At 67.4% G+C, this 22,286-nt stretch carries 20 protein-coding genes; 18 read left to right on the plus strand and 2 right to left on the minus strand.

Features of this window, described 5'->3' with window-relative positions; translation table 11 throughout:
• Positions 1–104 precede the first annotated feature (104 nt).
• Positions 105–1,289: a porin gene (locus AC1DFU_RS18395; RefSeq protein ID WP_092298524.1), complete on the minus strand. Its 1,185-nt coding sequence runs from the start codon at positions 1,287–1,289 to the stop codon at positions 105–107.
• Between the two features lie 400 nt (positions 1,290–1,689).
• Here AC1DFU_RS18395 and coq7 point away from each other — a divergent pair, with 400 nt between their 5' ends.
• The 15 genes from coq7 (at position 1,690) to ftsA (ending at position 18,925) form a co-directional block, all read left to right on the plus strand.
• Positions 1,690–2,313 (plus strand): 2-polyprenyl-3-methyl-6-methoxy-1,4-benzoquinone monooxygenase, encoded by a 624-nt coding sequence (gene coq7 / locus AC1DFU_RS18400; protein WP_092298526.1) that lies wholly within the window; start codon positions 1,690–1,692, stop codon positions 2,311–2,313.
• A 449-nt stretch (positions 2,314–2,762) separates the two neighbouring features.
• Positions 2,763–3,191, plus strand: coding sequence for a division/cell wall cluster transcriptional repressor MraZ (gene mraZ, locus AC1DFU_RS18405; RefSeq protein ID WP_092298529.1), 429 nt, complete (start codon positions 2,763–2,765; stop codon positions 3,189–3,191).
• Positions 3,192–3,198: 7 nt separating this feature from the next.
• Entirely contained in the window at positions 3,199–4,179 is a 981-nt protein-coding gene (gene rsmH / locus AC1DFU_RS18410) for a 16S rRNA (cytosine(1402)-N(4))-methyltransferase RsmH (RefSeq protein ID WP_092298532.1), read from the plus strand.
• Positions 4,176–4,508, plus strand: coding sequence for a cell division protein FtsL (gene ftsL / locus AC1DFU_RS18415; protein ID WP_092298535.1), 333 nt, complete (start codon positions 4,176–4,178; stop codon positions 4,506–4,508). Before rsmH ends, ftsL begins: the two co-directional genes overlap by 4 nt.
• Positions 4,505–6,322, plus strand: a complete 1,818-nt coding sequence (locus AC1DFU_RS18420; protein WP_092298538.1) for a peptidoglycan D,D-transpeptidase FtsI family protein — start codon at positions 4,505–4,507, stop codon at positions 6,320–6,322. The genes ftsL and AC1DFU_RS18420 overlap by 4 nt, the downstream gene beginning before the upstream one ends.
• Positions 6,319–7,866, plus strand: coding sequence for a UDP-N-acetylmuramoyl-L-alanyl-D-glutamate--2,6-diaminopimelate ligase (locus AC1DFU_RS18425; RefSeq protein WP_092298969.1), 1,548 nt, complete (start codon positions 6,319–6,321; stop codon positions 7,864–7,866). The genes AC1DFU_RS18420 and AC1DFU_RS18425 overlap by 4 nt, the downstream gene beginning before the upstream one ends.
• On the plus strand, positions 7,863–9,263 hold the full coding sequence (locus AC1DFU_RS18430) for a UDP-N-acetylmuramoyl-tripeptide--D-alanyl-D-alanine ligase (RefSeq protein WP_441592193.1): 1,401 nt from the start codon (positions 7,863–7,865) through the stop codon (positions 9,261–9,263). Before AC1DFU_RS18425 ends, AC1DFU_RS18430 begins: the two co-directional genes overlap by 4 nt.
• A gap of 13 nt (positions 9,264–9,276) precedes the next feature.
• Positions 9,277–10,446 carry a phospho-N-acetylmuramoyl-pentapeptide-transferase gene (gene mraY, locus AC1DFU_RS18435; RefSeq protein WP_092298544.1) on the plus strand — a complete coding sequence of 390 codons (1,170 nt, stop codon included), beginning with the start codon at positions 9,277–9,279 and terminating at the stop codon, positions 10,444–10,446.
• 38 nt (positions 10,447–10,484) lie between these two features.
• Entirely contained in the window at positions 10,485–12,026 is a 1,542-nt protein-coding gene (gene murD, locus AC1DFU_RS18440) for a UDP-N-acetylmuramoyl-L-alanine--D-glutamate ligase (protein ID WP_441592194.1), read from the plus strand.
• A complete protein-coding gene (gene ftsW, locus AC1DFU_RS18445; protein WP_092298550.1) occupies positions 12,023–13,264 on the plus strand; it encodes a putative lipid II flippase FtsW in 1,242 nt (413 codons plus the stop codon). The genes murD and ftsW overlap by 4 nt, the downstream gene beginning before the upstream one ends.
• Positions 13,261–14,331, plus strand: coding sequence for an undecaprenyldiphospho-muramoylpentapeptide beta-N-acetylglucosaminyltransferase (murG, locus tag AC1DFU_RS18450; protein ID WP_441592197.1), 1,071 nt, complete (start codon positions 13,261–13,263; stop codon positions 14,329–14,331). The genes ftsW and murG overlap by 4 nt, the downstream gene beginning before the upstream one ends.
• A gap of 13 nt (positions 14,332–14,344) precedes the next feature.
• Positions 14,345–15,778, plus strand: coding sequence for a UDP-N-acetylmuramate--L-alanine ligase (gene murC / locus AC1DFU_RS18455; RefSeq protein WP_092298556.1), 1,434 nt, complete (start codon positions 14,345–14,347; stop codon positions 15,776–15,778).
• Positions 15,775–16,755 carry a D-alanine--D-alanine ligase gene (locus AC1DFU_RS18460; protein ID WP_092298559.1) on the plus strand — a complete coding sequence of 327 codons (981 nt, stop codon included), beginning with the start codon at positions 15,775–15,777 and terminating at the stop codon, positions 16,753–16,755. Before murC ends, AC1DFU_RS18460 begins: the two co-directional genes overlap by 4 nt.
• Before the next feature lie 41 nt (positions 16,756–16,796).
• Positions 16,797–17,696: a cell division protein FtsQ/DivIB gene (locus AC1DFU_RS18465; protein WP_092298562.1), complete on the plus strand. Its 900-nt coding sequence runs from the start codon at positions 16,797–16,799 to the stop codon at positions 17,694–17,696.
• Positions 17,693–18,925, plus strand: a complete 1,233-nt coding sequence (gene ftsA / locus AC1DFU_RS18470) for a cell division protein FtsA (protein ID WP_477159814.1) — start codon at positions 17,693–17,695, stop codon at positions 18,923–18,925. The genes AC1DFU_RS18465 and ftsA overlap by 4 nt, the downstream gene beginning before the upstream one ends.
• Positions 18,926–18,975: 50 nt before the next feature.
• Here ftsA and AC1DFU_RS18475 read toward each other — a convergent pair whose 3' ends face one another.
• Positions 18,976–19,131, minus strand: a complete 156-nt coding sequence (locus tag AC1DFU_RS18475) for a hypothetical protein (protein ID WP_477159870.1) — start codon at positions 19,129–19,131, stop codon at positions 18,976–18,978.
• Between AC1DFU_RS18475 and ftsZ the strand changes: the two genes are divergently transcribed.
• From ftsZ to lpxC, 3 genes are all read left to right on the plus strand, one after another.
• Positions 19,118–20,308, plus strand: a complete 1,191-nt coding sequence (gene ftsZ, locus AC1DFU_RS18480; protein ID WP_092298568.1) for a cell division protein FtsZ — start codon at positions 19,118–19,120, stop codon at positions 20,306–20,308. The two genes, AC1DFU_RS18475 and ftsZ, sit on opposite strands and share 14 nt — an antisense overlap.
• A 361-nt stretch (positions 20,309–20,669) precedes the next feature.
• Complete coding sequence (locus tag AC1DFU_RS18485) at positions 20,670–21,176, plus strand: peroxiredoxin (protein WP_441592200.1); 507 nt, start codon at positions 20,670–20,672, stop codon at positions 21,174–21,176.
• A 169-nt stretch (positions 21,177–21,345) separates the two neighbouring features.
• Positions 21,346–22,263 carry a UDP-3-O-acyl-N-acetylglucosamine deacetylase gene (gene lpxC / locus AC1DFU_RS18490; protein WP_092298574.1) on the plus strand — a complete coding sequence of 306 codons (918 nt, stop codon included), beginning with the start codon at positions 21,346–21,348 and terminating at the stop codon, positions 22,261–22,263.
• The last annotated feature ends 23 nt before the right edge of the window (positions 22,264–22,286 follow it).

Genomic DNA, 22,286 nt, shown 5'->3' on the forward strand with positions numbered 1-22,286 from the left:
ACTTCGCGGATGAGGTGAAGCCCTTACCGACTGTGCCCGGGCGTGTCACGGAAACGAAAAAAGGCGCCCGCAGGCGCCTTTCCTCCCCAATCAGATGCTTCAGGTCAGAACTTGTGGCGGATACCCAGTGCCACGCCGATCTGGCTGTTCTTGCCCTGTTGCATGAAGTAGCCGTTGGCGAAGCTCACGGCCGAGGTATCGAAGTTCAGGCCCGAGTTCTTGGCGTAGCCGGCCGTCAGGTAGACGTCGGTGCGCTTCGAGAAGTTGTAGTCGGCGACGAAGCTGACCTGCCACGGGTTGGCCGGGTTGTCCTGGACGAATGCCGACGAGGCGCGCAGCGTCTTCAGATCGTCGTAGAAGTACGCAAGCGTCAGACCCAGCGGGGCAGTGACCTGGTAGTTCAGGCCAGCCCAGAAGTAGTCGTCGCGCTGGAGCGTGTTGCCGGCGTTGTCCTCGATCATGCCGTAGCGGTAGCCCACCATCGCCTTGAACGGGCCGAATGTGTAGCTGCCGGCCGTGCCGATCTTGCGCGACTTGCCCGCCGAGCCGATCGTGGTGGCCGGACGCCATTCGTCATAGGCCACCGTCAGGCCGAACGGGCCCGAGAGGTACAGCAGGCCGGCGCCGCCGCCCGCGTTGTTGTTGAAGTTGCCGGGGGCTTCGCCAGCCCCTGCGTTGGCCAGCGGCACGGGGCCGATGGCGGCCACGCCGGTGCCGAAGCTCCAGTGCGCTTCAGCGGTGACGGGGCCGAGCACGGCGGTGTACTTGACCGTGTTGTCCGAACGGAAGTTGGTACCCAGCTGGGCCACCACCGGTTCGTAGATCGTGGCGTAGCCGGTCGGCGAGAAGTTCGCGAACATGTCGAACATCGTCGTGTACTGGCGGCCGAAGGTCAGGCGGCCGAGCTTGTCGCTCTGCATACCCACGTAGGCTTGACGACCGAACAGGCGGCCGCCTTGCTGCGAGCGGCCATCGTCGAGGCCAAAACCGGATTCCAGCACGAACAGCGCCTTCAGGCCGCCACCGAGGTCTTCGGTGCCACGCAGGCCCCAACGCGAGCCGGACAGGCCGCCGCCGGTCTGCAGGCCGACGCGGCTGCCGCCACCGGGCAGTGACGGCGGGCGGCCATTCGGGCCCCACGTCGCCGGATTGGTATTGAAGCCCGGTGCCAGGTGGTTGTTATATTCGATCGGCACGTCCACGACGCCGTACAGCGTCACGCTCGTCTGGGCGTTTGCCGCGCTGGCAAACGCGCCCATCGCGGCAAGCGCGATTAGCGACTTTTTCATGCTGGGTTATCTCCACTTAAGAATTATTAGATGAAGCGCCGAAGAACCTCCTGAGCCCTCTCTCCACTCTTCTGCGCTTAACTTCCATGGAAGCTGTCGGTCACTCTAGCAAAAGCGCGCATTTTGTTGACCCTGAGGTAAACGTCTTGTCTTGTTTTCACAACTCAGGGTTTCTGGGTACGGAAAACCAGTCCAGGCGCAGCGTTCCGGGCTGCTCGCGGCTTGCCGCCGGGGGCGTGCGGATGGCCGCCGGGTACAATGCGGGGAAATCCCGAGGCGCTGCCGGCCCCGGCCTCCCCCGTTGGTGGGGGATCGGATCGGCCGCGTAAAATGCCGCTCAAACGGGTGCTTGAAGCTTGACGCATCACTGATTGACCGAAATCGACAAGACATCGCAGACATGGATACGCTGATCCGAGAATTCGACGTGGCGCTGCGCGCCATCGCGGGCGCGACCCGGGCCGGCCGGCCGAACCCGGCTGACCGCCTGGCGCCGGAGACGGATGAACTGAGCGCGGATGCACGCCGCCATGTGGCAGGGCTGATGCGCATCAACCATGTCGGCGAGGTCTGCGCCCAGGCCCTGTACCAGGCGCAGAAGATCACGGCGCGCACCGCGCCGGTGCGGGCGCAGATGGATGCCGCCGCGCGCGAGGAGGAAGACCACCTCGCCTGGTGTGCCGAGCGACTGCGCGAACTCGGCTCGCGGCCGAGCCTGCTGAACCCGGTCTGGTACGCGGGCGCGTTCGCCATCGGCTTCCTGGCCGGCCGCGCCGGTGACCGCGTGAGCCTGGGCTTCGTCGCCGAGACCGAGCGCCAGGTCGAGCATCACCTGACCGGCCACCTCGACCAGCTGCCGCCCGCCGATGGCCGCAGCCGCGCCATCCTCGAACAGATGCGCGACGACGAGATCCGCCACGGCGATGCCGCGCGCGACGCCGGCGGCCTGCCGCTGCCCGCCCCGGTACGCGCGCTGATGCGTGCCGCCTCGCGCGTGATGACCACCACCGCCTACCGCATCTGATTCCCACCGGCGGCCAGCCGGATCGGCTGCCCGCCCGACCTGTGGAAAAGTCCCGTGAGCCCTTGTGCAATCGGGGCTCGCGGCAAAACGTTGTATCCTTCGCGACAACGCGGAACGGAATTCGCCCAGCGTTGTCGGCCGTCCCTCCCTCGGCAGTTCTCAGGTGGTTTCTCTGCTTTGCTCCCTAAGATCTTCATTTCATTAAGGATTCACTTTCGTGGTGCGTGAAGTCAACGCGCTAAGTCTTTGTTCTGATTCAAAAAACACCGTTTTTCGCCCGATGGCGAGCCTTGACCCGCTATACCGCTTCCTCTAAAGTGGGAAATAGTGTGAGGAAGTGTATTTTTGTGTGATAAAGCGGCCTGCGTCTGCGATGATTTGAACAGACCGGACAGGATGGTTCGACCTGCCGCACGGCGCGTAAGCCGTCGGCAACCGGGGGGCATAGCTTGTTTCAGGGAGCATCGGCGCTGTCGCTCGATGCCAAGGGTCGGATGTCGATTCCGGCCAGGCACCGCGAAGCGCTGCAACAGCAGGCCGAAGGCCGGGTGACGCTGACCAAGCACCCGGATGGATGCCTGTTGCTCTTTCCCCGCCCCGAGTGGGAGACCTTCCGTAGCCGTATCGCGGCGCTGCCGATGGATGCGCACTGGTGGAAGCGGATCTTCCTGGGCAACGCCGCCGACGTGGAAATGGATGGCGCGGGCCGCGTGCTGATTGCACCGGAGCTGCGCAGTGCCGCCATGCTCGACAAGGAAGTCATGCTGCTCGGTATGGGCAGCCATTTCGAAGTCTGGGACGCCGCCACCTACGCCGCGAAGGAATCGCAGGCGATGGCACAAGGCATGCCGGACGCATTGAAGAATTTCTCTTTCTGAAGAGGTCATGAGCCCTACCGGAACGCCGGGGTCCACCACCCTGCGCCATCGCACCGTGTTGCTGGACGAGGCCGTCGAGGCGCTCGTCTGGCGGCCCGACGGCGCCTACGTGGACGGCACGTTCGGCAGGGGCGGGCACAGCCGGGCGATCCTGGCCCGGCTGGGGCCAGCCGGCACCCTCGTCGCGTTCGACAAGGATCCGGCAGCAATCGCAGAAGCGGGCACCATCGGGGATGCCCGCTTCTCCATTGAGCACGCGAGCTTTGGCGACATGGCCGGGCGGCTGGCCGACCGTGGTCCGCTGGCTGGCGTGCTGCTCGACCTGGGAATCAGCTCGCCCCAGATCGACGAGGCGGCGAGGGGGTTTTCCTTTCGTTTCGAGGGCCCGCTGGACATGCGCATGGACACCACGCGCGGCATGACTGCCGCCGAGTGGCTTGCACAGGCGGACGAGCAAGACATTGCCAGGGTGATACGAGACTATGGGGAAGAACGGTTTGCTGTACAGATTGCAAAGGCGATTGTTGCTCGCCGGAGCGAACCCGGCGATGGCGGAGCACTCGCCACTACTTCAGACCTTGCCGCGCTCGTGGCGAAAGCCGTCAAAACACGCGAGAAGGGTCAGGACCCTGCGACCCGCACCTTTCAAGCTCTACGGATTCACATCAATCAAGAGCTTGCGGACCTCGAGGCCGGGCTGAAGGCGGCTTACGAGCTGTTGCAGGTGGGGGGCCGCCTCGTGGTGATCAGTTTCCATTCGCTCGAGGACCGCATCGTCAAGCGGTTCATGCAGGCGCACGCGCGTCCGCAGCAGGACGCTGATCCCGCGCTGCGCCGCGCGCCGCTGCGTGCCGCCGACCTGCCGCAGCCTACGCTCAAGCTGCTGGGCCGCTTCAAGCCCGGCGCCGATGAGGTGGCCGAGAACCCGCGCGCCCGCTCCGCCGTGATGCGCGTGGCCGAAAAGCTGCCGGAGGCCCGCCCGGCATGAATCGCCTCACCTTCTTCCTCCTGGCTGCCCTCCTGCTCTGCGCGCTGTCCCTGGTCAGCGCGCAGCACCAGGCACGCACGCTGTTCGTGGCGCTGGAGCGCGCGCAGTCCGAGGAGAAGCAGCTCGATATCGACTGGTCGCGCCTGCAGTACCAGCAGAGCGCGCTCGGCAAGAGCGCGCGCATTGCCGATGCCGCGCGCACCCAGCTCAAGATGGCGCCGGCGCTGGCCGGCCGTACCCAATACCTGCAGGGCGTGGTGCTACCCAACACGCCGCCGGATGCCGAGCAACCGGCCGAAAAACCCGCCGCCGGGGGAGCCGCCAAATGAGCATGGCCCGCCCCTCGCTAAACCGCGCCCGCACTGGCCGCCAGGCGGCTGGTGGCGCCGCACGCCCGCGTACCGGCCAGTTCTCGGCCAGCCCGGTGCTGGGCCTGCGCCTGCCGATGTGGCGCTCCAAGCTGGTGGTGTTCCTGATGTTCGCGGCGTTCGCCGCGCTGGCCGCCCGCGCGCTGTGGATCCAGGGCCCCGGCAACCAGTTCTATGAGGCCGAGGGCAAGAAGCGCTTCCAGCGCACGCTCGAGCTGCCCGCCACGCGCGGCAAGATCCTGGACCGCAACGGGCTGGTGCTGGCCACCAGCCTGCCGGTCAAGGCGATCTGGGCTGTGCCCGAGGACGTCTCCAGCGACATCGAGCCGCAGCGCATCCGCCAGCTGGCGAAGCTGCTGGAGATGTCCGAGAAGGAACTCAAGGCCAAGCTGTCCGAGGACAAGAGCTTCGTCTACCTGAAGCGGCAGGTGCTGCCCGACGCCGCCGACAAGATCGCCGCGCTCAAGATCGAGGGCGTGCACCAGACGCGCGAGTACAAGCGGTTCTACCCGGAAGGCGAGGCGATGGCGCACATCGTCGGCTTCACCAACGTCGAGGACAAGGGCCAGGAAGGCGTGGAACTGGCGCGCGAAGGCGTGCTGGCCGGCCGCTCGGGCGCGCGCCAGGTCATCAAGGACCGGCTCGGCCGGGTGGTGGAGGACGTCGGCATCCTCAAGACCCCGCGCGACGGCGAGGACATGCAGTTGTCCATCGACGCCAAGATCCAGTACCTGGCCTACAACGAGGTCAAGGCCGTGGCCGAGCGCAGCAAGGCCAAGGCGGCCAGCGCCGTGGTGCTGGACGCCCAGACCGGCGAGGTGCTGGCGCTGGCCAACTGGCCCACCTACAACCCGAACGACCGCACCCGCCTCTCCGGCGAGCAGCTGCGCAACCGGGTGCTGACCGATACCTTCGAGCCCGGCTCGATGATGAAGCCGATCTCGATCGGGCTGGCGCTGCAGCTGGGCCGCGTCACGCCGTCCACGGTGGTGACCACCACGGGCAAGTACCAGTTCGAGGGCGCCACGATTAGCGACACCCACAACTACGGCGCGCTGACGGTGTCGGGCGTGATCCAGAAGTCGAGCAACATCGGCACGACCAAGATCGCGATGCTGATGAAGCCGCAGGAAATGTGGGATATGTATACCAGCCTCGGCCTGGGGCAGGCGCCGAAGATCGGCTTCCCGGGCGCCGTGGCCGGCCGCGTGCGGCCCTGGAAGAGCTGGCGCCCGATCGAACAGGCGACGATGTCGTACGGCTACGGCCTGTCGGTGTCGCTGTTCCAGGTGGCGCACGCCTACACGATCTTCGCCCATGACGGCGAGCTGATCCCGGTATCGATCTTCAAGACCAACGGCCCGGCGACCGGCGAGCGCATCCTCAAGCCGCAGGTGGCGCGCGACGTGCGCGGCATGCTGGAAACCGTGACCGCGCCGGGCGGCACCGCGCCCGAAGCCCAGGTGATGGGCTATCGCGTGGGCGGCAAGACCGGCACGGCATACAAGCACGTGGGCCGCGGCTACGACCGCAGCAAGTACCGCGCGTCGTTCATCGGCCTGGCGCCGATGTCCAACCCGCGCGTGATCGTGGCGGTCAGCGTGGACGAGCCGACCGTCGGCAGCCACTACGGCGGCGCGGTGGCCGGTCCGGTCTTCGCGGCGATCACCGGCGGGGCATTGCGGGCGCTGAACGTGCAGCCCGATTCGCCGATCCGCCAGCTAATGGTGACGGACAAGGTGCAGGAGAGCGAGCCATGGGCCACGACGCCATGACGGCCAAGCCGCTGCTCCCCCTCGAAGTCTCCGCCCAGGCCAGCAACGCGCTGGCCTGGCTGCGTACGCACGCACCCGCCACGGCCCGGCTGACCGGCGATACGCGCCGCCTGCAGCCCGGCGATGTGTTCTTCGCCTACGTGCTCGGTAACGAACGGCTGGCCACGGACGGCCGGCCCCATATCGACAAGGCTATCGCCGCCGGCGCGTCGGCCATCGTCTATGAAGCCGATCGCTACGCCTGGACGCATGGCGATGCCGTGCCGCATCTGGCCGTCTCCCAATTGCACGAACTGGCCGGCCCGATTGCCGCCGGCTGGCATGGCGTGGCCGCGCGCGGCCTGACCGTGACCGGCATCACCGGGACCAACGGCAAAACCTCGTGTGCGCAATGGCTGGCCCGCCTGCTGCAGGCCACTGGCACGCGTTGCGCGACCATCGGCACGCTCGGCACTGGCTTCCCCGATGCCCTGCAGGCCACCGGCTTCACCACGCCGGACGCCGTCCAGCTTCAGGCCAGCCTGGCCGACCTCCACGACGCCGGCGCGCGCGCCATCGCCATGGAGGTGTCGTCGCACGGCCTGGAACAGGGCCGCGTGGCCGGCACCGGGTTTGCCGTGGCCGTGCTGACCAACCTGACGCAGGACCACCTGGACTACCACGGCACCATGGCCGAGTACGAGGCCGCCAAGGCGAGCCTGTTCCAGTGGGAGGGCCTGCGCGCCGCCGTGATCAACCGCGATGACGCGATGGGCCGCCGCCTGCTGGCCAGCAACGCCGCTGCCGTGGCCGCGCCGCAGGTGATCGAATATGGGATCGACGGCGCCGCCGGCGCCTCGGCCGCCCGTGGCCAGTGGCTGCGCGCCACCGGCGTGCGCGCCACGGCCAGCGGCACCGCCTTCCACGTCGACGGCAGCTTCGGCAGCGCCGACGTGACCACGCCGATGATCGGCAATTTCAATGTCAGCAACCTGCTGGCCGTGCTCGGTGCCGCGCTGGCGCAGGGCGTGGCGTGGGATGCCGCGCTCGCCGCGCTGCGCAGCCTGACGCCGGTGGATGGCCGCATGGAGCTGTTCGGCGGGCAGGACGCCCCGCTGGCCGTGGTCGACTACGCCCACACGCCGGACGCGCTCGCGCAGACACTGGCCGCGCTGCGCCCGGTGGCGCAGGCCCGTCAGGGCCGGCTCTGGTGCGTATTCGGCTGCGGTGGCGACCGCGATGCCACCAAGCGCCCGCTGATGGGCGGCGTGGCCGAGCGTCTTGCCGACGACATCATCCTGACCAGCGACAACCCGCGCAGCGAAGATCCGCGCGACATCCTCGAAGCCATCGCCGACGGCATGCAGGACCGTGCCCGCGCCCGGCTGGTCGAGGATCGCGCCGCCGCCATCCTCTATGCCATCAAGCACGCGGCCACGGCCGATGTGGTGCTGGTGGCCGGCAAGGGCCACGAGGCCACGCAGGAGATCCAGGGCAAGAAGCGCCCGTTCTCCGATCGCGAGCACGTACGCCTGACGCTGGGCACGCGGGGGGTGTCGGCATGAACCAGACCACGATGACCAATTTGCAGCAAGCCGCCGGCTGGATGGCCGGCGCCCGCGTGGTGGGTGATGCCTCGCGCACGTTCACGCGCGTGCATACCGACAGCCGTACCGTGGCGCCCGGCGACCTGTTCGTCGCGCTCCAGGGCGAGCGCTTCGACGCCCATGATTTCCTGGCCGATGTGGTCGCGCGTGGCGCGGCTGCCGTGCTGGTGAGCCGCGAGACCGGCCTCGATGTGCCGGCCATCGTGGTCCCGGACACGCGCATCGGCCTGGGTGAACTCGGCGCCGGCTGGCGCCGCCAGTTCACGCTGCCCACGGTGGCCGTGACCGGCAGCAACGGCAAGACCACGGTCAAGGAAATGATCGCGGCGATCTTCGCCGCCGCCGTGGGCGAGCCGGACCGGCTGGCCACGGGGGGCAATCTGAACAACGACATCGGCCTGCCGCTGACGGTGTTGCGCCTGCGCGCGCACCACAAGCTGGCGGTGCTGGAACTCGGCATGAACCATCCGGGCGAGACGGTCTATCTGGCCGGTATCGCCCAGCCGACCGTGGCCGTCATCACCAACGCCCAGCGCGAGCACCAGGAGTTCATGGTCAGCGTGGAGGCGGTGGCGCACGAGCACGCCAGCGCGCTGGCCGCGCTGCCGGCCGATGGCGTGGCCGTGTTCCCGGTGGATGCCGAGAGCGGGGGGGCGCATGCGCAGATCTGGCGCCAGGCGGCTGCCGGACGGCGCGTGATGGCGTTCGGGACCGATGCGTCGGCCGACGTGCGCGCCACGGTGTCGCTCGATGACGGCGTGCAGGTGCTCCATGTGACCGCGCCCGGCCAGACGTTCGACCTGCGCCTGCAACTGCTGGGCGCCCATAACGTGCGCAACGCGCTGGCCGCCACGGCCTGCGCGCTGGCGGCGGGCGTGGACGTGGCCGCCATCCAGGCTGGCATCGCCGGTTTCACGGCCGTGAAGGGCCGGCTGCAGGTCAAGCACACGGCGGCCGGCACGGTCCTGATCGACGACACCTACAACGCCAACCCGGACTCCATGCGCGCCGCCATCGACGTGCTGGCCGGGTTTGCCGCGCCGCGCCTGCTGGTGCTGGGCGACATGGGCGAAGTCGGCAACCAGGGCCCGGCGTTCCATACCGAAATTGGCGACTACGCGCGCACGCGCGGCATCGAGGCGCTCTGGGCCACGGGCCAGCTGGCGACGCACGCGGTGCAGGCCTACGGGCCGGCGGGCCGCCATTTCGACAAGGCGGAAGACCTGGCGCAGGCGCTGGGCGAAGACAAGGAGGGCACGGTAGCCGGGGCATCGGCCGTGCTGGTGAAGGGATCGCGCTTCATGCGCATGGAACGGATGGTCGATGCGCTGGTCGCAACACCTTCCGCTCACTAACTGAAGACACACGATGTTATTGGCTCTGGCCCAGTGGCTGCAAAACGATTACAGCTTCCTGCGGGTCGTCAACTACCTGACTTTCCGCGCGGTGGCGGCCAACCTCACCGCGCTGGTGATCGGCCTCGGCTTCGGGCCGTGGGTAATCCGTCGCCTGACCGAACTGAAGATCGGCCAGGCCGTGCGCACGATCGGCCCGCAGACCCACCTCGTGAAGTCGGGCACGCCGACCATGGGCGGGGTGCTGGTGCTGCTCTCGATCGGCATTTCCACGCTGCTCTGGTGCGACTGGGGCAACCGCTTCATCTGGGTGGTGCTGCTGGTAACGGTGGGCTACGGCGCCATCGGCTGGGTCGATGACTACCGCAAGGTGGTGTATCGCGACCCGCGCGGCATGTCCAGCCGCGAGAAGTTCTTCTGGCAGACGCTGATCGGGCTGGTGGCGGCGGTCTACCTGGCGTTCTCGGTTTCCGAGGCCAGCAATGTGCGCGTGTGGAGCCTGTTCCTGAGCTGGATCGAGGGTGGCATGTGGGCCGATGTGCCGTACAAGACCAACCTGATCGTGCCCTTCTTCAAGGAAGTGAGCTACCCGCTGGGCGTGATGGGCTTCATCGTGCTGACCTACCTCGTGATCGTCGGCTCGAGCAACGCCGTGAACCTGACCGATGGCCTCGACGGCCTGGTGATCATGCCGGTGGTGCTGGTGGGCGGTGGCCTGGGCGTGTTTGCCTACGTGATGGGTAACACGGTCTACAGCAAGTACCTGCTGTTCCCGCACATCCCGGGCGCCGGCGAGCTGCTGATCTTCTGCTCGGCGATGGCCGGGGCGGGGCTGGCGTTCCTCTGGTTCAACGCGCATCCGGCCAAGGTGTTCATGGGCGACGTGGGCGCGCTGGCGCTGGGCGGCGCGCTCGGCACCATCGCCGTGATCGTGCGGCAGGAAATCGTGCTGTTCGTGATGGGCGGCATCTTCGTGGTGGAAACGGTGTCGGTGATGCTCCAGGTGACCTGGTTCAAGTTCACCAAGCGCCGATACGGCGAGGGCCGGCGGCTGTTCCGCATGGCGCCGCTGCACCACCATTTCGAGCTGAGCGGCTGGAAGGAAACGCAGGTCACCGTGCGGTTCTGGATTATCACGATGCTGCTGGTGCTGATCGGGCTGTCGACGCTGAAGCTGCGTTGACCGGATCCACTCTCTAATTAGTAAGGCGGGAAATCGAAGTGTTTGGCGTGTTGCAGAAACCTCATGTGCTGGTACTGGGCCTCGGCGAGTCGGGGCTGGCCATGTCACGCTGGTGCGGCCTGAACGGCTGCCGCGTGCGTGTGGCCGACACACGCGAGGCGCCCGCCAACCTGGCCTTCCTGCAGGCCGAGCTGACCACGGCCGAATTTGTTGCCGGTCCGTTTGCCGCGAACGTGGATGGCCTGCTGGACGACATCGGCCTCGTGGCGATCAGCCCGGGCCTGTCGCCGCTGGAAGCGGGCACGAAGGCCGTGCTCGACGCCGCCGCCGCGCGTGGCATCCCAGTCTGGGGCGAGATCGAATTGTTCGCCCAGGCGCTCGGCTATCTGGAAGGCGTGTCCGGCTACGCGCCGCGCGTGCTGGCCATCACCGGCACGAACGGCAAGACCACCACCACGGCGCTGACCGGAAGGTTGGTCGAGCGCGCCGGCAAGACCGTGGCCGTGGCGGGCAATATCAGCCCGTCCGCGCTGGACAAGCTGTCGGCCTGCATCGCCAGCGCCATGCTGCCGGACGTCTGGGTGCTCGAACTGTCGAGCTTCCAGCTGGAAACCACCCACACGCTGGCGCCGCACGCGGCCACCGTGCTCAACATCTCGCAAGACCACCTCGACTGGCACGGCAGCATGGAAGCCTATGCCGCATCCAAGGCGCGCATCTTCGGGCCGGCCGACAAGGCGTGCGTGCAGGTGTTGAGCCGCAATGACCCCATGACGATGGCCATGGCGCGCGCCGGTACGGCGCTCGTCACTTCGGGTGCGCCGCTGGTCACCTTCGGCACCGATCTGCCCGAGACGGCTGGCAGCTACGGCGTGCTGCGCGAGGGCGGCATGCCCTGGCTGGTGCTGGCCGAACCGGACACCGAGGCCGACGCCGAGCCGAAGCCGCGCCGCCGCAAGGGGGCGCAGGTCGTCGAGGAAGCCGTGCCGGTGCGCCATAAGCGCCTGATGCCGGCCGACGCGCTGCACATCCGCGGCATGCACAACGCCACCAACGCCATGGCCGCGCTGGCGCTGTGCCGTGCCATCGACCTGCCGATGAACGCGCTGCTGCACGGCCTGCGCGAGTATCGCGGCGAGCCGCACCGCGTGGAATGGGTGGCGACGATCGACGAGGTCGAGTATTTCGACGACAGCAAGGGCACCAACGTGGGCGCCACGGTGGCCGCGCTGTCCGGGCTGGACAAGCGCGTGGTCCTGATCGCCGGCGGCGAAGGCAAGGGCCAGGATTTCTCGCCGCTGGCGCAGCCGGTGGCGCAGTACGCGCGCGCCGTGGTGCTGATCGGCAAGGACGCCGGCGAGCTGCGCGCCGCGCTGGCTGACACCGGCACGCAGCTGGTGGACGCCGCCACGCTCGAGGAAGCGGTCGAGAAATCGTCCCATCTGGCCGAGAACGGCGACGTGGTGCTGCTCTCGCCCGCGTGCGCCAGTCTCGACATGTTCCGCAACTACGTGCATCGCGCCGAGGTGTTCCGTGGCGCGGTGGAAGAACTGGCCCTGTCCCGGGGGATCCTGCCATGAGCGACTCGCAGGTCAAGCGCAGCGGTTTCATCGGCGCCACCATCGGCAATGCCTGGGGTGGGCTGCGCGACGCCGTGTCCGGCGTCAAGCCCACGCGCTCCCGCATGATGGAGTACGACCAGCCGCTGCTCTGGGTGGCCATCGTGCTGCTGACGCTCGGGCTGGTGATGGTCTACTCGGCGTCCATCGCGCTGCCTGACTCGCCGCGCTACGCCAACTACCGCGAGAGCCACTTCCTGGTGCGCCACGCGTTCGCGCTGTTCATCGGGCTGTCGGCGGGGCTGGTGGCGTTCCAGATACCGGTCAAGGTCTGGGATAAATACGCGCCCAAGCTGTTCATCATCGCGCTGGTGCTGCTGGTGCTCGTGCTGGTGCCGTTCGTCGGCAAGGGCGTGAACGGCGCGCGGCGCTGGATTCCGCTCGGCGTGATGAATTTCCAGCCGTCGGAGCTGATGAAGCTGGCCGTGGTGCTGTACGCGGCCAACTACACCGTGCGCAAGCAGGAATGGATGCAGACCGTGTCCAAGGGCTTCCTGCCGATGGGCGTGGCCGTGGTGCTGGTGGGCATGCTGCTGCTGCTCGAGCCGGACATGGGCGCGTTCCTGGTGATCGCGGCCGTGGCGATGGGCATCCTGTTCCTCGGCGGCATCAACGGCAAGCTGTTCGCCGGGCTGGTCGGGGTGGCGATCGGCGCGTTCGCGCTGCTGATCACGGCCTCGCCATGGCGCCGCGAGCGGATTTTTGCCTATCTGAGCCCGTGGGAAGAGAGCAACGCGCTGGGCAAGGCGTACCAGCTCACGCACTCGCTGATCGCGTTCGGCCGGGGCGAGTGGACCGGGGTGGGCCTGGGCGGCAGCATCGAGAAGCTGCACTACCTGCCCGAAGCGCATACCGACTTCATCCTGGCCGTGATCGGCGAGGAATTCGGCTTTATCGGCGTGCTGGTGATGATCGTGCTGTTCTACTGGCTCGTGCGCCGCGCCTTCGACATCGGCCGCACGGCGCTCCAGCTCGACCGGACCTTCGCCGGGCTGGTCGCCAAGGGCATCGGCGTGTGGCTCGGCTGGCAGACCTTCATCAACATGGGCGTGAACCTGGGCCTGCTGCCGACCAAGGGGCTGACGCTGCCGCTGGTCAGCTATGGCGGCTCGGGCATCCTGATGAACTGCATCGGGCTGGCGATCGTGTTGCGGATCGACTACGAAAATCGGGTCTTGATGCGCGGAGGGAAGGTATGAGCGATCCGCGCACGCTGCTCGTGATGGCTGGCGGCACCGGGGGCCACGTGTTCCCGGGGCTGGCGGTCGCGCACGCGCTGCGCGACGCCGGCTGGCGCGTGGTCTGGCTCGGCAACCGTACCGGCATGGAAGCCACGCTGGTGCCGAAGCACGATATCCCGATGGAATTCATCCAGTTCGGCGGGCTGCGCGGCAAGGGGCTGATCACCAAGCTGCTGCTGCCGCTGAACCTGCTTCGCGCGTTCTGGCAGAGCATCGGCGCGTTGCGCCGGGTGCGCCCGGACGTGGTGCTGGGCATGGGTGGCTACATCACCTTCCCGGCCGGGATGATGGCATCGCTGCTGGGCCGCCCGCTGGTGCTGCACGAGCAGAACTCGATTGCCGGCCTGACCAACAAGGTGCTGGCCAAAGTGGCCGACCGGGTGCTCTGCGCGTTCCCGGACGCGCTGCCGAACAGCGAGTGGACCGGCAACCCGGTGCGCGAGGAACTGGCGAGCCTGCCGGCGCCCGAGGCGCGCTACGACCATCGCACCGGCCCGCTGCGGGTGCTGGTGGTGGGCGGCAGCCTGGGCGCGGCGGCGCTGAACGACGTGGTGCCGAAGGCCATCGCGCTGCTGCCCGAGGGCCAGCGCCCGGTGGTGCGGCATCAGGCCGGCGCCAAGCAGATCGACACATTGCGCGCCAACTACGCCGCAGCCGGCGTGGCGGGCGACACCGTGCCGTTCATCGACGACATGGCGGCGGCCTATGCCGACGCCGATCTGGTCATCTGCCGCGCGGGCGCGATGACGGTTTCCGAAGTGGCCGCCGCCGGTGTGGCGGCCCTGTTCGTGCCGTTTCCGCACGCGGTGGACGACCACCAGACCACCAACGCGAAGTTCCTGTCGAAGCAGGGCGCCGCGTTGCTGGTGCAACAGAACGCATTGACCGCGGAGGGGCTGGCGCAGACGCTGGCCAGCCTGTCGCGGCCACAACTGAAAGACATGGCGCGCCTGGCGCGCGGCCTGGCCAAACCTGAGGCAACCCGGCGCGTCGCCGAGATTTGCCAAGAGATGGCGGGCCACTGACCTATACGAATCAATGAAGCACATCGTCAAAAACATCCACTTCGTAGGCATCGGGGGCGCCGGCATGAGCGGCATCGCCGAGGTCCTGCTGAACCTGGGCTACAAGGTCTCGGGCTCGGACGTGGGCAGCAACGCCGCCACGCGGCGGCTGGCCACGCTGGGCGCGCGCGTCTTCCATGGCCACGACGCCGGCCATGTGGAAGGCGCCAATGCCGTCGTGGTCTCGACGGCGGTCACCAATGACAACCCCGAGGTGCTGGCCGCCCGGGCGCGCCGCATCCCCGTGGTGCCGCGCGCGATCATGCTGGCCGAACTGATGCGCCTGAAGCAGGGCATCGCCATTGCCGGCACGCACGGCAAGACCACCACCACGAGCCTCGTGGCGTCGGTGCTGGCCGAGGGCGGGCTCGACCCGACCTTCGTGATCGGCGGCCGGCTGAACTCGGCGGGGGCCAACGCGCGGCTGGGCACGGGCGATTTCATCGTGGCCGAGGCGGACGAGTCGGACGCCTCGTTCCTGAACCTGTTCCCGGTGATGGAAGTCATCACCAACATCGACGCGGACCACATGGACACCTACGGGCACGATTTCGCCCGGCTCAAGCAGGCGTTCGTGGAGTTCACCCAGCGGCTGCCGTTCTACGGCATCGCGGTGCTGTGCGTCGATGACCCGAATGTGCGCGAGATCCTGCCGTTCGTCTCGAAGCCGGTGGTGCGCTACGGCTTTGCCGAAGACGCCCAGATCCGCGCGGTCAACGCCCGCCCGGTGGACGGCCAGATGCATTTCACGGTCCATCGGCAGCTCAACGGCCATGCCGAGCCGCCGCTCGACGTGGTGCTGAACCTCCCCGGCCTGCACAACGTGCAGAACGCGCTGGCCGCCATCGCCATCGCCACCGAGCTGGAGGTGCCGGACGCCGCCATCGTCAAGGCGCTGCGCGAGTTCCACGGCGTGGGCCGCCGCTTCCAGCGCTATGGCGAGGTGGCCACGGCCGACGGGCAGGGCACCTTCACGCTGGTGGACGACTACGGTCACCACCCGGTGGAGATGGCCGCCACGCTGGCCGCCGCGCGCGGGGCCTTCCCGGGCCGCCGCCTTGTGCTGGCGTTCCAGCCGCACCGCTTCACGCGGACGCGCGACTGTTTCGAAGATTTCGTGAAGGTGCTCGGCACCGTGGACGCGCTGCTGCTGGCCGAGGTCTACGCCGCCGGCGAGTCGCCCATCGTGGCTGCCGACGGCCGGGCGATGACCCGCGCGCTGCGCGTGGCCAACAAGGTGGAGCCGGTCTTCGTCGAGCAGATCGAGGACATGCCGCAGGCCATCCTGACCGCCGTCCAGCCGGGCGACGTGGTCGTGACCATGGGCGCCGGCACGATCGGCACGGTGCCCGGCCAGCTCGTATCGCAACAAGTTACCCAAGTTAGTCCGGCAGGAGGCCAGGCATGAGCTTCGTCGCCCATCCCAATATCGACCCGAAATCGCTGGGCAAGGTTGGCGTGCTGCTGGGCGGCCGTTCGGCCGAACGCGAGGTGTCGCTGATGTCCGGCAACGGCGTGCTGGCGGCGCTGCGCGCGCGCGGCGTGGATGCCCACCCGTTCGACCCGGCCCTGCAACCGGTGGCCGAACTGGCTGCCGCCGGCTTCGACCGCGTCTTTATCGCGCTGCATGGCCGCTACGGCGAGGACGGCACGATTCAGGGCATGCTCGAGATGCTGGGCATTCCGTACACCGGCAGTGGCGTGCTGGCGTCCGCGCTGGCCATGGACAAGCCGGCTACCAAGCGGCTCTGGATGTCCCACGGCCTGCCCACGCCGCGCTTTGCGGTGCTGCGCCCCGATACCGATTTCAACGCCGTGGTGGCGGATCTCGGCCTGCCGCTGATCGTCAAGCCGGCCCGCGAAGGGTCGTCGATCGGCCTGACCAAGGTCACGGATACCAGCCAGATGCGCGAGGCTTTCGAGAAGGCGGCGGTGCTGGATGACGACGTGCTGGCCGAGAGTTTTATCGACGGCGCGGAGTTGACTTGCCCCATCGTGGGCGAGGGCGCGACCGCCGAAGCGCTGCCGGTCATCAAGATTGTTGCGCCCGAGTCGAACTACGACTATCAAAATAAGTACTTTACTGACGTTACCCAATATCTGTGCCCCTCGACCTTGCCTGAGGCGCTCGAGAACGAGGTGCGCGCCCTGGCCGTGGAAGCGTTCCGTGTGCTCGGCTGCCGTGGCTGGGCCCGCGCCGACGTAATGCTGACCCGCGACGGCAAGCCCTACCTGCTGGAAATGAACACGTCCCCCGGCATGACCGGCCACTCGCTGGTGCCGATGGCGGCGCGCGCGGTGGGCATCAGCTATGAGGACTTCGTGATCCAGGTGGTGGCGCAGGCCACGCTGGACCTGCATCCGAACGAGCACTGGAAGCCCTGATAACCGTAATTCGACGAAAACACAGCTCCTGAACCCGACCCATGTGGCATAACGCGCGCCTCCTCAACCTGATCGCCTCCGTGCTCTACGCACTGGTGGCGCTGATGGCGCTCGGGGCGGGCCTGCTGTGGCTGGCCCAGCGGCCGGTGTTCGCCATCACCCATGTGGAGCTGCACGCGATGGACGGCCAGGCGCTGCGCCACGTGAATGGGCCGAGCGTGCGCGCCAACGCGCTGGGCAAGCTGTCTGGCAATTTCTTTACGTTGGACCTGAACACGGCGCGTCAGGCGTTCGAATCGGTGCCCTGGGTGCGGCACGCGAGCGTCCGCCGCGAATGGCCGAACGGGCTGGCGGTGGAGGTGGAGGAGCACGAGGCGCTGGGTACCTGGGGCAGCCCGGAAAGCGGCCGGCTCCTCAATACCTATGGCGAGGTGTTCGTCGCCAACACCGCCGAGGCCGAGGAAGATGCCCAGCTGCTGGCGCTCGACGGGCCGCCGGACAGCGAGGCCGATGTGGTCGAGAAGCTGGAAGTCATGCGGCAATGGTTCAAGCCGCTGAAGGCCGAGCCCCTGTCGGTGGCGCTGTCGTCGCGCTATGCGTGGCGGACGCGGCTGTCGAACGGCATGGTGATCGAGCTGGGTCGTGAGCAGACCGATGAGGATCGGGCAGCCATGGAGGCGCGGGTCAAGCGCTTCGTGGCCGCCTGGCCGCAGGTGACCGAGCAGGTGGGCAAGCAGGTGGACTACGCCGACCTGCGCTACCCCAACGGCTTCGCGATCCGCGCGGCCAACGTCAGGTTCCTGACCGACGCCCAGGCTGCCGCGGCAGCCAAGGCGGCGGCCAAGGCCTCCGCAGGACCGGCCCCGGCAACGGTGCCGGCAGGCAATCCCAATAACAATCCGACGCGACTCAAGAGCAAGAACGCGGAGAAAACCCGATGAGCAAGGAATACAAGGACTTACTGGTCGGTCTCGACATCGGCACCTCGAAGGTGGCGGCGGTGGTCGCGGAACTGCGCCCCGACGGCAGCTACGAAGTGATCGGGATGGGCCAGTCCGAGTCCAAGGGTCTGAAGAAGGGGGTCGTGGTCAATATCGAGGCCACCGTGCAGTCGATCCAGCGCGCGCTGGAGGAGGCCGAGCTGATGGCCGACTGCAAGATCGCCGAGGTCTTCACCGGCATTGCCGGCAGCCATATCCGCAGCTTCAATTCGAGCGGGATGGTGGCCATCAAGGACAAGGAGGTCACGCAGACGGACGTGGCCCGGGTGATCGAGACCGCCAAGGCGGTCAACATCCCGACCGATCAGCAGATCCTGCACATCCTGACGCAGGAATTCATCATCGACGGCCAGGAGGACGTGCGCGAGCCCATCGGCATGAGCGGCATCCGCCTGGAGGTCAAGGTCCATATCGTCACGGGCGCGGTCAGCGCGGCGCAGAACATCGTCAAGTGCGTGCGCCGCTGCGGGCTGGAAGTGCATGACCTGATCCTGCAGCCGCTGGCGTCGAGCCTGGCCGTGCTGACGGAGGACGAGAAGGAACTGGGCGTGGTGCTGGTCGACATTGGCGGCGGCACCACGGACATCGCCATCTTCAGCGAGGGCGCGATCCGGCATACGGCCGTGATCCCGATCGCCGGGGACCAGATCACCAACGATATTGCGATGGCGCTGCGCACGCCGACGCCGGACGCCGAGGACATCAAGATCCAGTACGGCATTGCCAAGCAGGCGATTGCCGACCCGGACGACATGATCGAGGTGCCGGGCGTGGGCGACCGAGGCACGCGCACGCTGAGCCGTCAGGCGCTGGCGGCCGTGATCGAGCCGCGCATCGAGGAACTGTATTCGCTGGTGCACCAGGTGGTGCGCGAGTCCGGCTACGAGGAACTGCTGTCGTCCGGCGTGGTGATCACCGGCGGCACGGCGATGATGCCGGGCATGGTGGAGCTGGGCGAGGACATCTTCCTGAAGCCGGTGCGCGTGGGTATGCCCGAGTATCGCGGCAACCTGCACGAGGTGGTGAAGAGCCCGCGCTACTCCACGGTGATGGGCCTGCTGCTGGAAGGCCGGGTGCAGCGCATGCGTGGCCGCAAGGTGGCCGTGCAGAGCGGCTCGGTGAAGCAGGTGTGGACGCGCATGAAGGAATGGTTTGTCGGCAACTTCTGACGCTGGACGTGGTCAGGTTGTTTTAGGGATTTTTTTAGACGTTTTACGAGTCAGCCATGCGTCGCGGTCATCGAATCGCGCGATGGCACGTTGAGCAGGTTTTCTTCTTCTATTTTGGTTTCTTGTTCAGGAACCAAGGGCTGCGGCGGGGRGGCTGCAGCGTTTGGGGACTGATTTTTCACGGAGGCAGTGATGGACTTTGACATGATCGAATCGGAGATGCAGGACGGCACCATCATCAAGGTGGTGGGTGTGGGCGGTGCGGGCGGCAACGCCGTGCAGCACATGATCAGCCGTGGCGTGCAGGGCGTGGAATTCATCTGCATGAACACCGATGCCCAGGCGCTCAAGCGCTCCACGGCGTCGCGCGTGCTGCAACTCGGTAATACGGGTCTGGGCGCCGGCGCCAAGCCGGAGGTGGGTCGCAACTGCGCCGAACAGGCGCGCGAGCAGATCGCCGATTCCCTGCGCGGTGCGCACATGGTCTTCATCACTGCCGGCATGGGCGGTGGCACCGGTACCGGCGCCGCCCCGATCGTGGCGCAGGTGGCCAAGGAAATGGGCATCCTGACCGTGGGTGTGGTCAGCAAGCCGTTCGACTTCGAAGGCGCACGTCGCGCCAAGGTGGCCGAACATGGCTCGGGCGAACTGGAGTCGTCGGTGGACTCGCTGATCGTGGTGCTCAACGAGAAGCTGTTCGAGGTGATGGGCGACGACGCCGAGATGGACAAGTGCTTCCAGTGCGCCGACGACGTGCTGCACAACGCGGTGGCCGGCATTGCCGAGATCATCAACGTTGACGGCCTCGTGAACGTCGACTTCGAAGACGTGAAGACGGTGATGGGCGAGCAGGGCAAGGCCATGATGGGCACGGCAACCGTGTCCGGCGTGGACCGCGCCCGCCTGGCTGCCGAGCAGGCCGTCGCCAGCCCGCTGTTGGAAGGCGTGGACCTGTCCGGCGCGCGCGGCGTGCTGGTCAACATCACGGCCAGCCGCTCGCTGAAGCTGTCGGAGACCAAGGAAGTCATGAACACCATCCGCAGCTACGCCGCGGAAGATGCCACGGTGATCTTCGGTACGGTGTACGACGATTCGATGGGCGACGCACTGCGCGTGACCGTGGTGGCCACGGGCCTGGGCCGTTCGGCCAAGAAGCAGCAGCCGATGACGCTGCTGAAGACCGGCACGGACAACATCCCGATGCAGATGATGGGCGGCATGACCGCTGCCCCGGCGCATGCCTCGCCGGACTACAGCGGCCTGGATACGCCGGCCGTGTGGCGCAGCTCGCGTGAGTCGGCATCGGCTCACGTGGCGGCGCTGCAGGAAAAGGGTGTGGACACGTACGACATCCCGGCCTTCCTGCGCAAGCAGGCGGACTGAGTTGGCTACCGGCAGGGCGGCGGCTGCGGCCGTGCGCCTGGCGGGTTGCACGTGGTCTGATCCGCGAAGCCTGAGCGCTCCCTATCCGCTCGGCATTCGCCAGGACTGACGTAGCCCGTCAGCGCGCCCGGCTGCGCCGCGCCCGCGTCGGCACTGTCTCCGCCCGCATCCCGTTGCCGGGACAGGCGTGCCTTCGGCCGCCTCCCCGGACTGTTCCCGCCTTCCCGCGGCGGGATGCCTCGTCGTCCGCGCGGCGTGCCGAACCGGTGCGCCGCGCAGTCGTTTTTGTGGCCTATGATTGCAGTCAGGGTTTTCACCAGCCCGGACTTTCGTCTTTTTCGGCCTTTAGGAAATCGCCCCCATGATCAGTGTTGGCCAGCGCGTCCCCGACGCCACCCTGTACGAATTCTTCGAAACCGAGACCGGCGGTTGCGCGCTCGGACCCAATGCCTTCCCGGTGGCCGACCTGGTCAAGGGCCGCCGCATTGTCGTGTTCGGCCTGCCCGGCGCGTTCACGCCGACCTGCTCCGCCAAGCACGTGCCCGGTTTCGTCGAGCAAGCCGACCAGTTCCGGGCGGCCGATGTGGACGAGATCTGGTGCCACGCGGTCAACGACGCCTTCGTGATGGGCGCCTGGGGCCGTGAGCAGCAGACCGGCGGCAAAGTCCGCATGATGGCCGACGGCGCTGCACAATGGGCCAAGGCCCTCGGGCTGGACCAGGACCTGAGCCAGCGCGGCCTGGGCGTGCGCGCCAAGCGCTACGCGATGGTGCTGGACGACGGCGTGGTCACCCACCTGTTCGTGGAAGCCCCTGGCGAATTCAAGGTCAGCAGCGCCGAAGCCGTTCTTGAGGCGTTGCGCGCCTGACACGGATTGGCTCGGCCGGAGTGATGTCTGGCCGACTTTGGTAACACTGGTTAACAACCCGACACAAAGTGGTGCGGCGCAATACACCAAGCGGTGGTAGTATGGCGTTATTAAAATTTGCGCCCAATAGCTTTTTATAATGTGGGCCACCTAAGAGATTGAGGCTGTCATGCTCAAACAGCGCACCATCAAATCCCTGGTGAAGACGGTTGGCATCGGTTTGCACTCGGGTCGCAAAGTGACGCTGACCCTGCGACCGGCCCCCGTCGATGCAGGCATCGTATTCACCCGTGTCGATCTGCCGGAACCGGTGGAAATTCCCGTGGCCGCCAGCGCCATCGGCGACACGCGCCTGGCGTCCGTGCTCCAGAAGAACGGCGCGCGCGTCTCGACGGTGGAACACCTGATGTCGGCCTGCGCTGGCCTGGGCATCGACAATCTCTATGTCGACGTGGATGCCGAGGAAATCCCGATCATGGACGGCAGCGCCGCGTCGTTCGTGTTCCTGCTGCAGTCGGCGGGGATCGAGGAGCAGTCGGCCGCCAAGCGTTTCATCCGCGTGAAGAAGGCCGTGGAAGTGCGCGAGGGCGACAAGCTGGCCCGGCTGGAGCCGTACTTCGGCTTCAAGCTCTCGTTCACGATCGACTTCCGCCATCCGGCCGTCGACAAGACCGGCCAGGCGTTCTCGATCGATTTCGCCGACACGAGCTACGTGCGCGAGATCGCCCGGGCCCGCACCTTCGGCTTCGCCCACGAGGTAGAAGCGCTGCGCGAAATGGGCCTGGCCCGTGGCGGCAGCCTGGACAACGCCATCGTGCTGGACGAGCACCGCATGCTGAACAATGAGGAACTGCGCTACGGCGACGAGTTCGTGCGCCACAAGATCCTCGATGCGATTGGCGACCTCTACGTGGTCGGCCATCCGCTGATTGGCGCCTACGTGGCCAACAAGTCCGGCCACGGCCTGAACAACCAGCTGCTGCGCGCGCTGCTGGCGGACCAGGAAGCGTACGAAATCGTGACCTTCGACAAGCTGGAAGAAGCGCCCGCCGCCTTCCTGCCGCAGGTGCAGCCGGCGTTTGCCTGAGCACCGCGCCCCCGGCGCAAACG

The organism is Cupriavidus sp. 10L45, assembly GCF_056395225.1.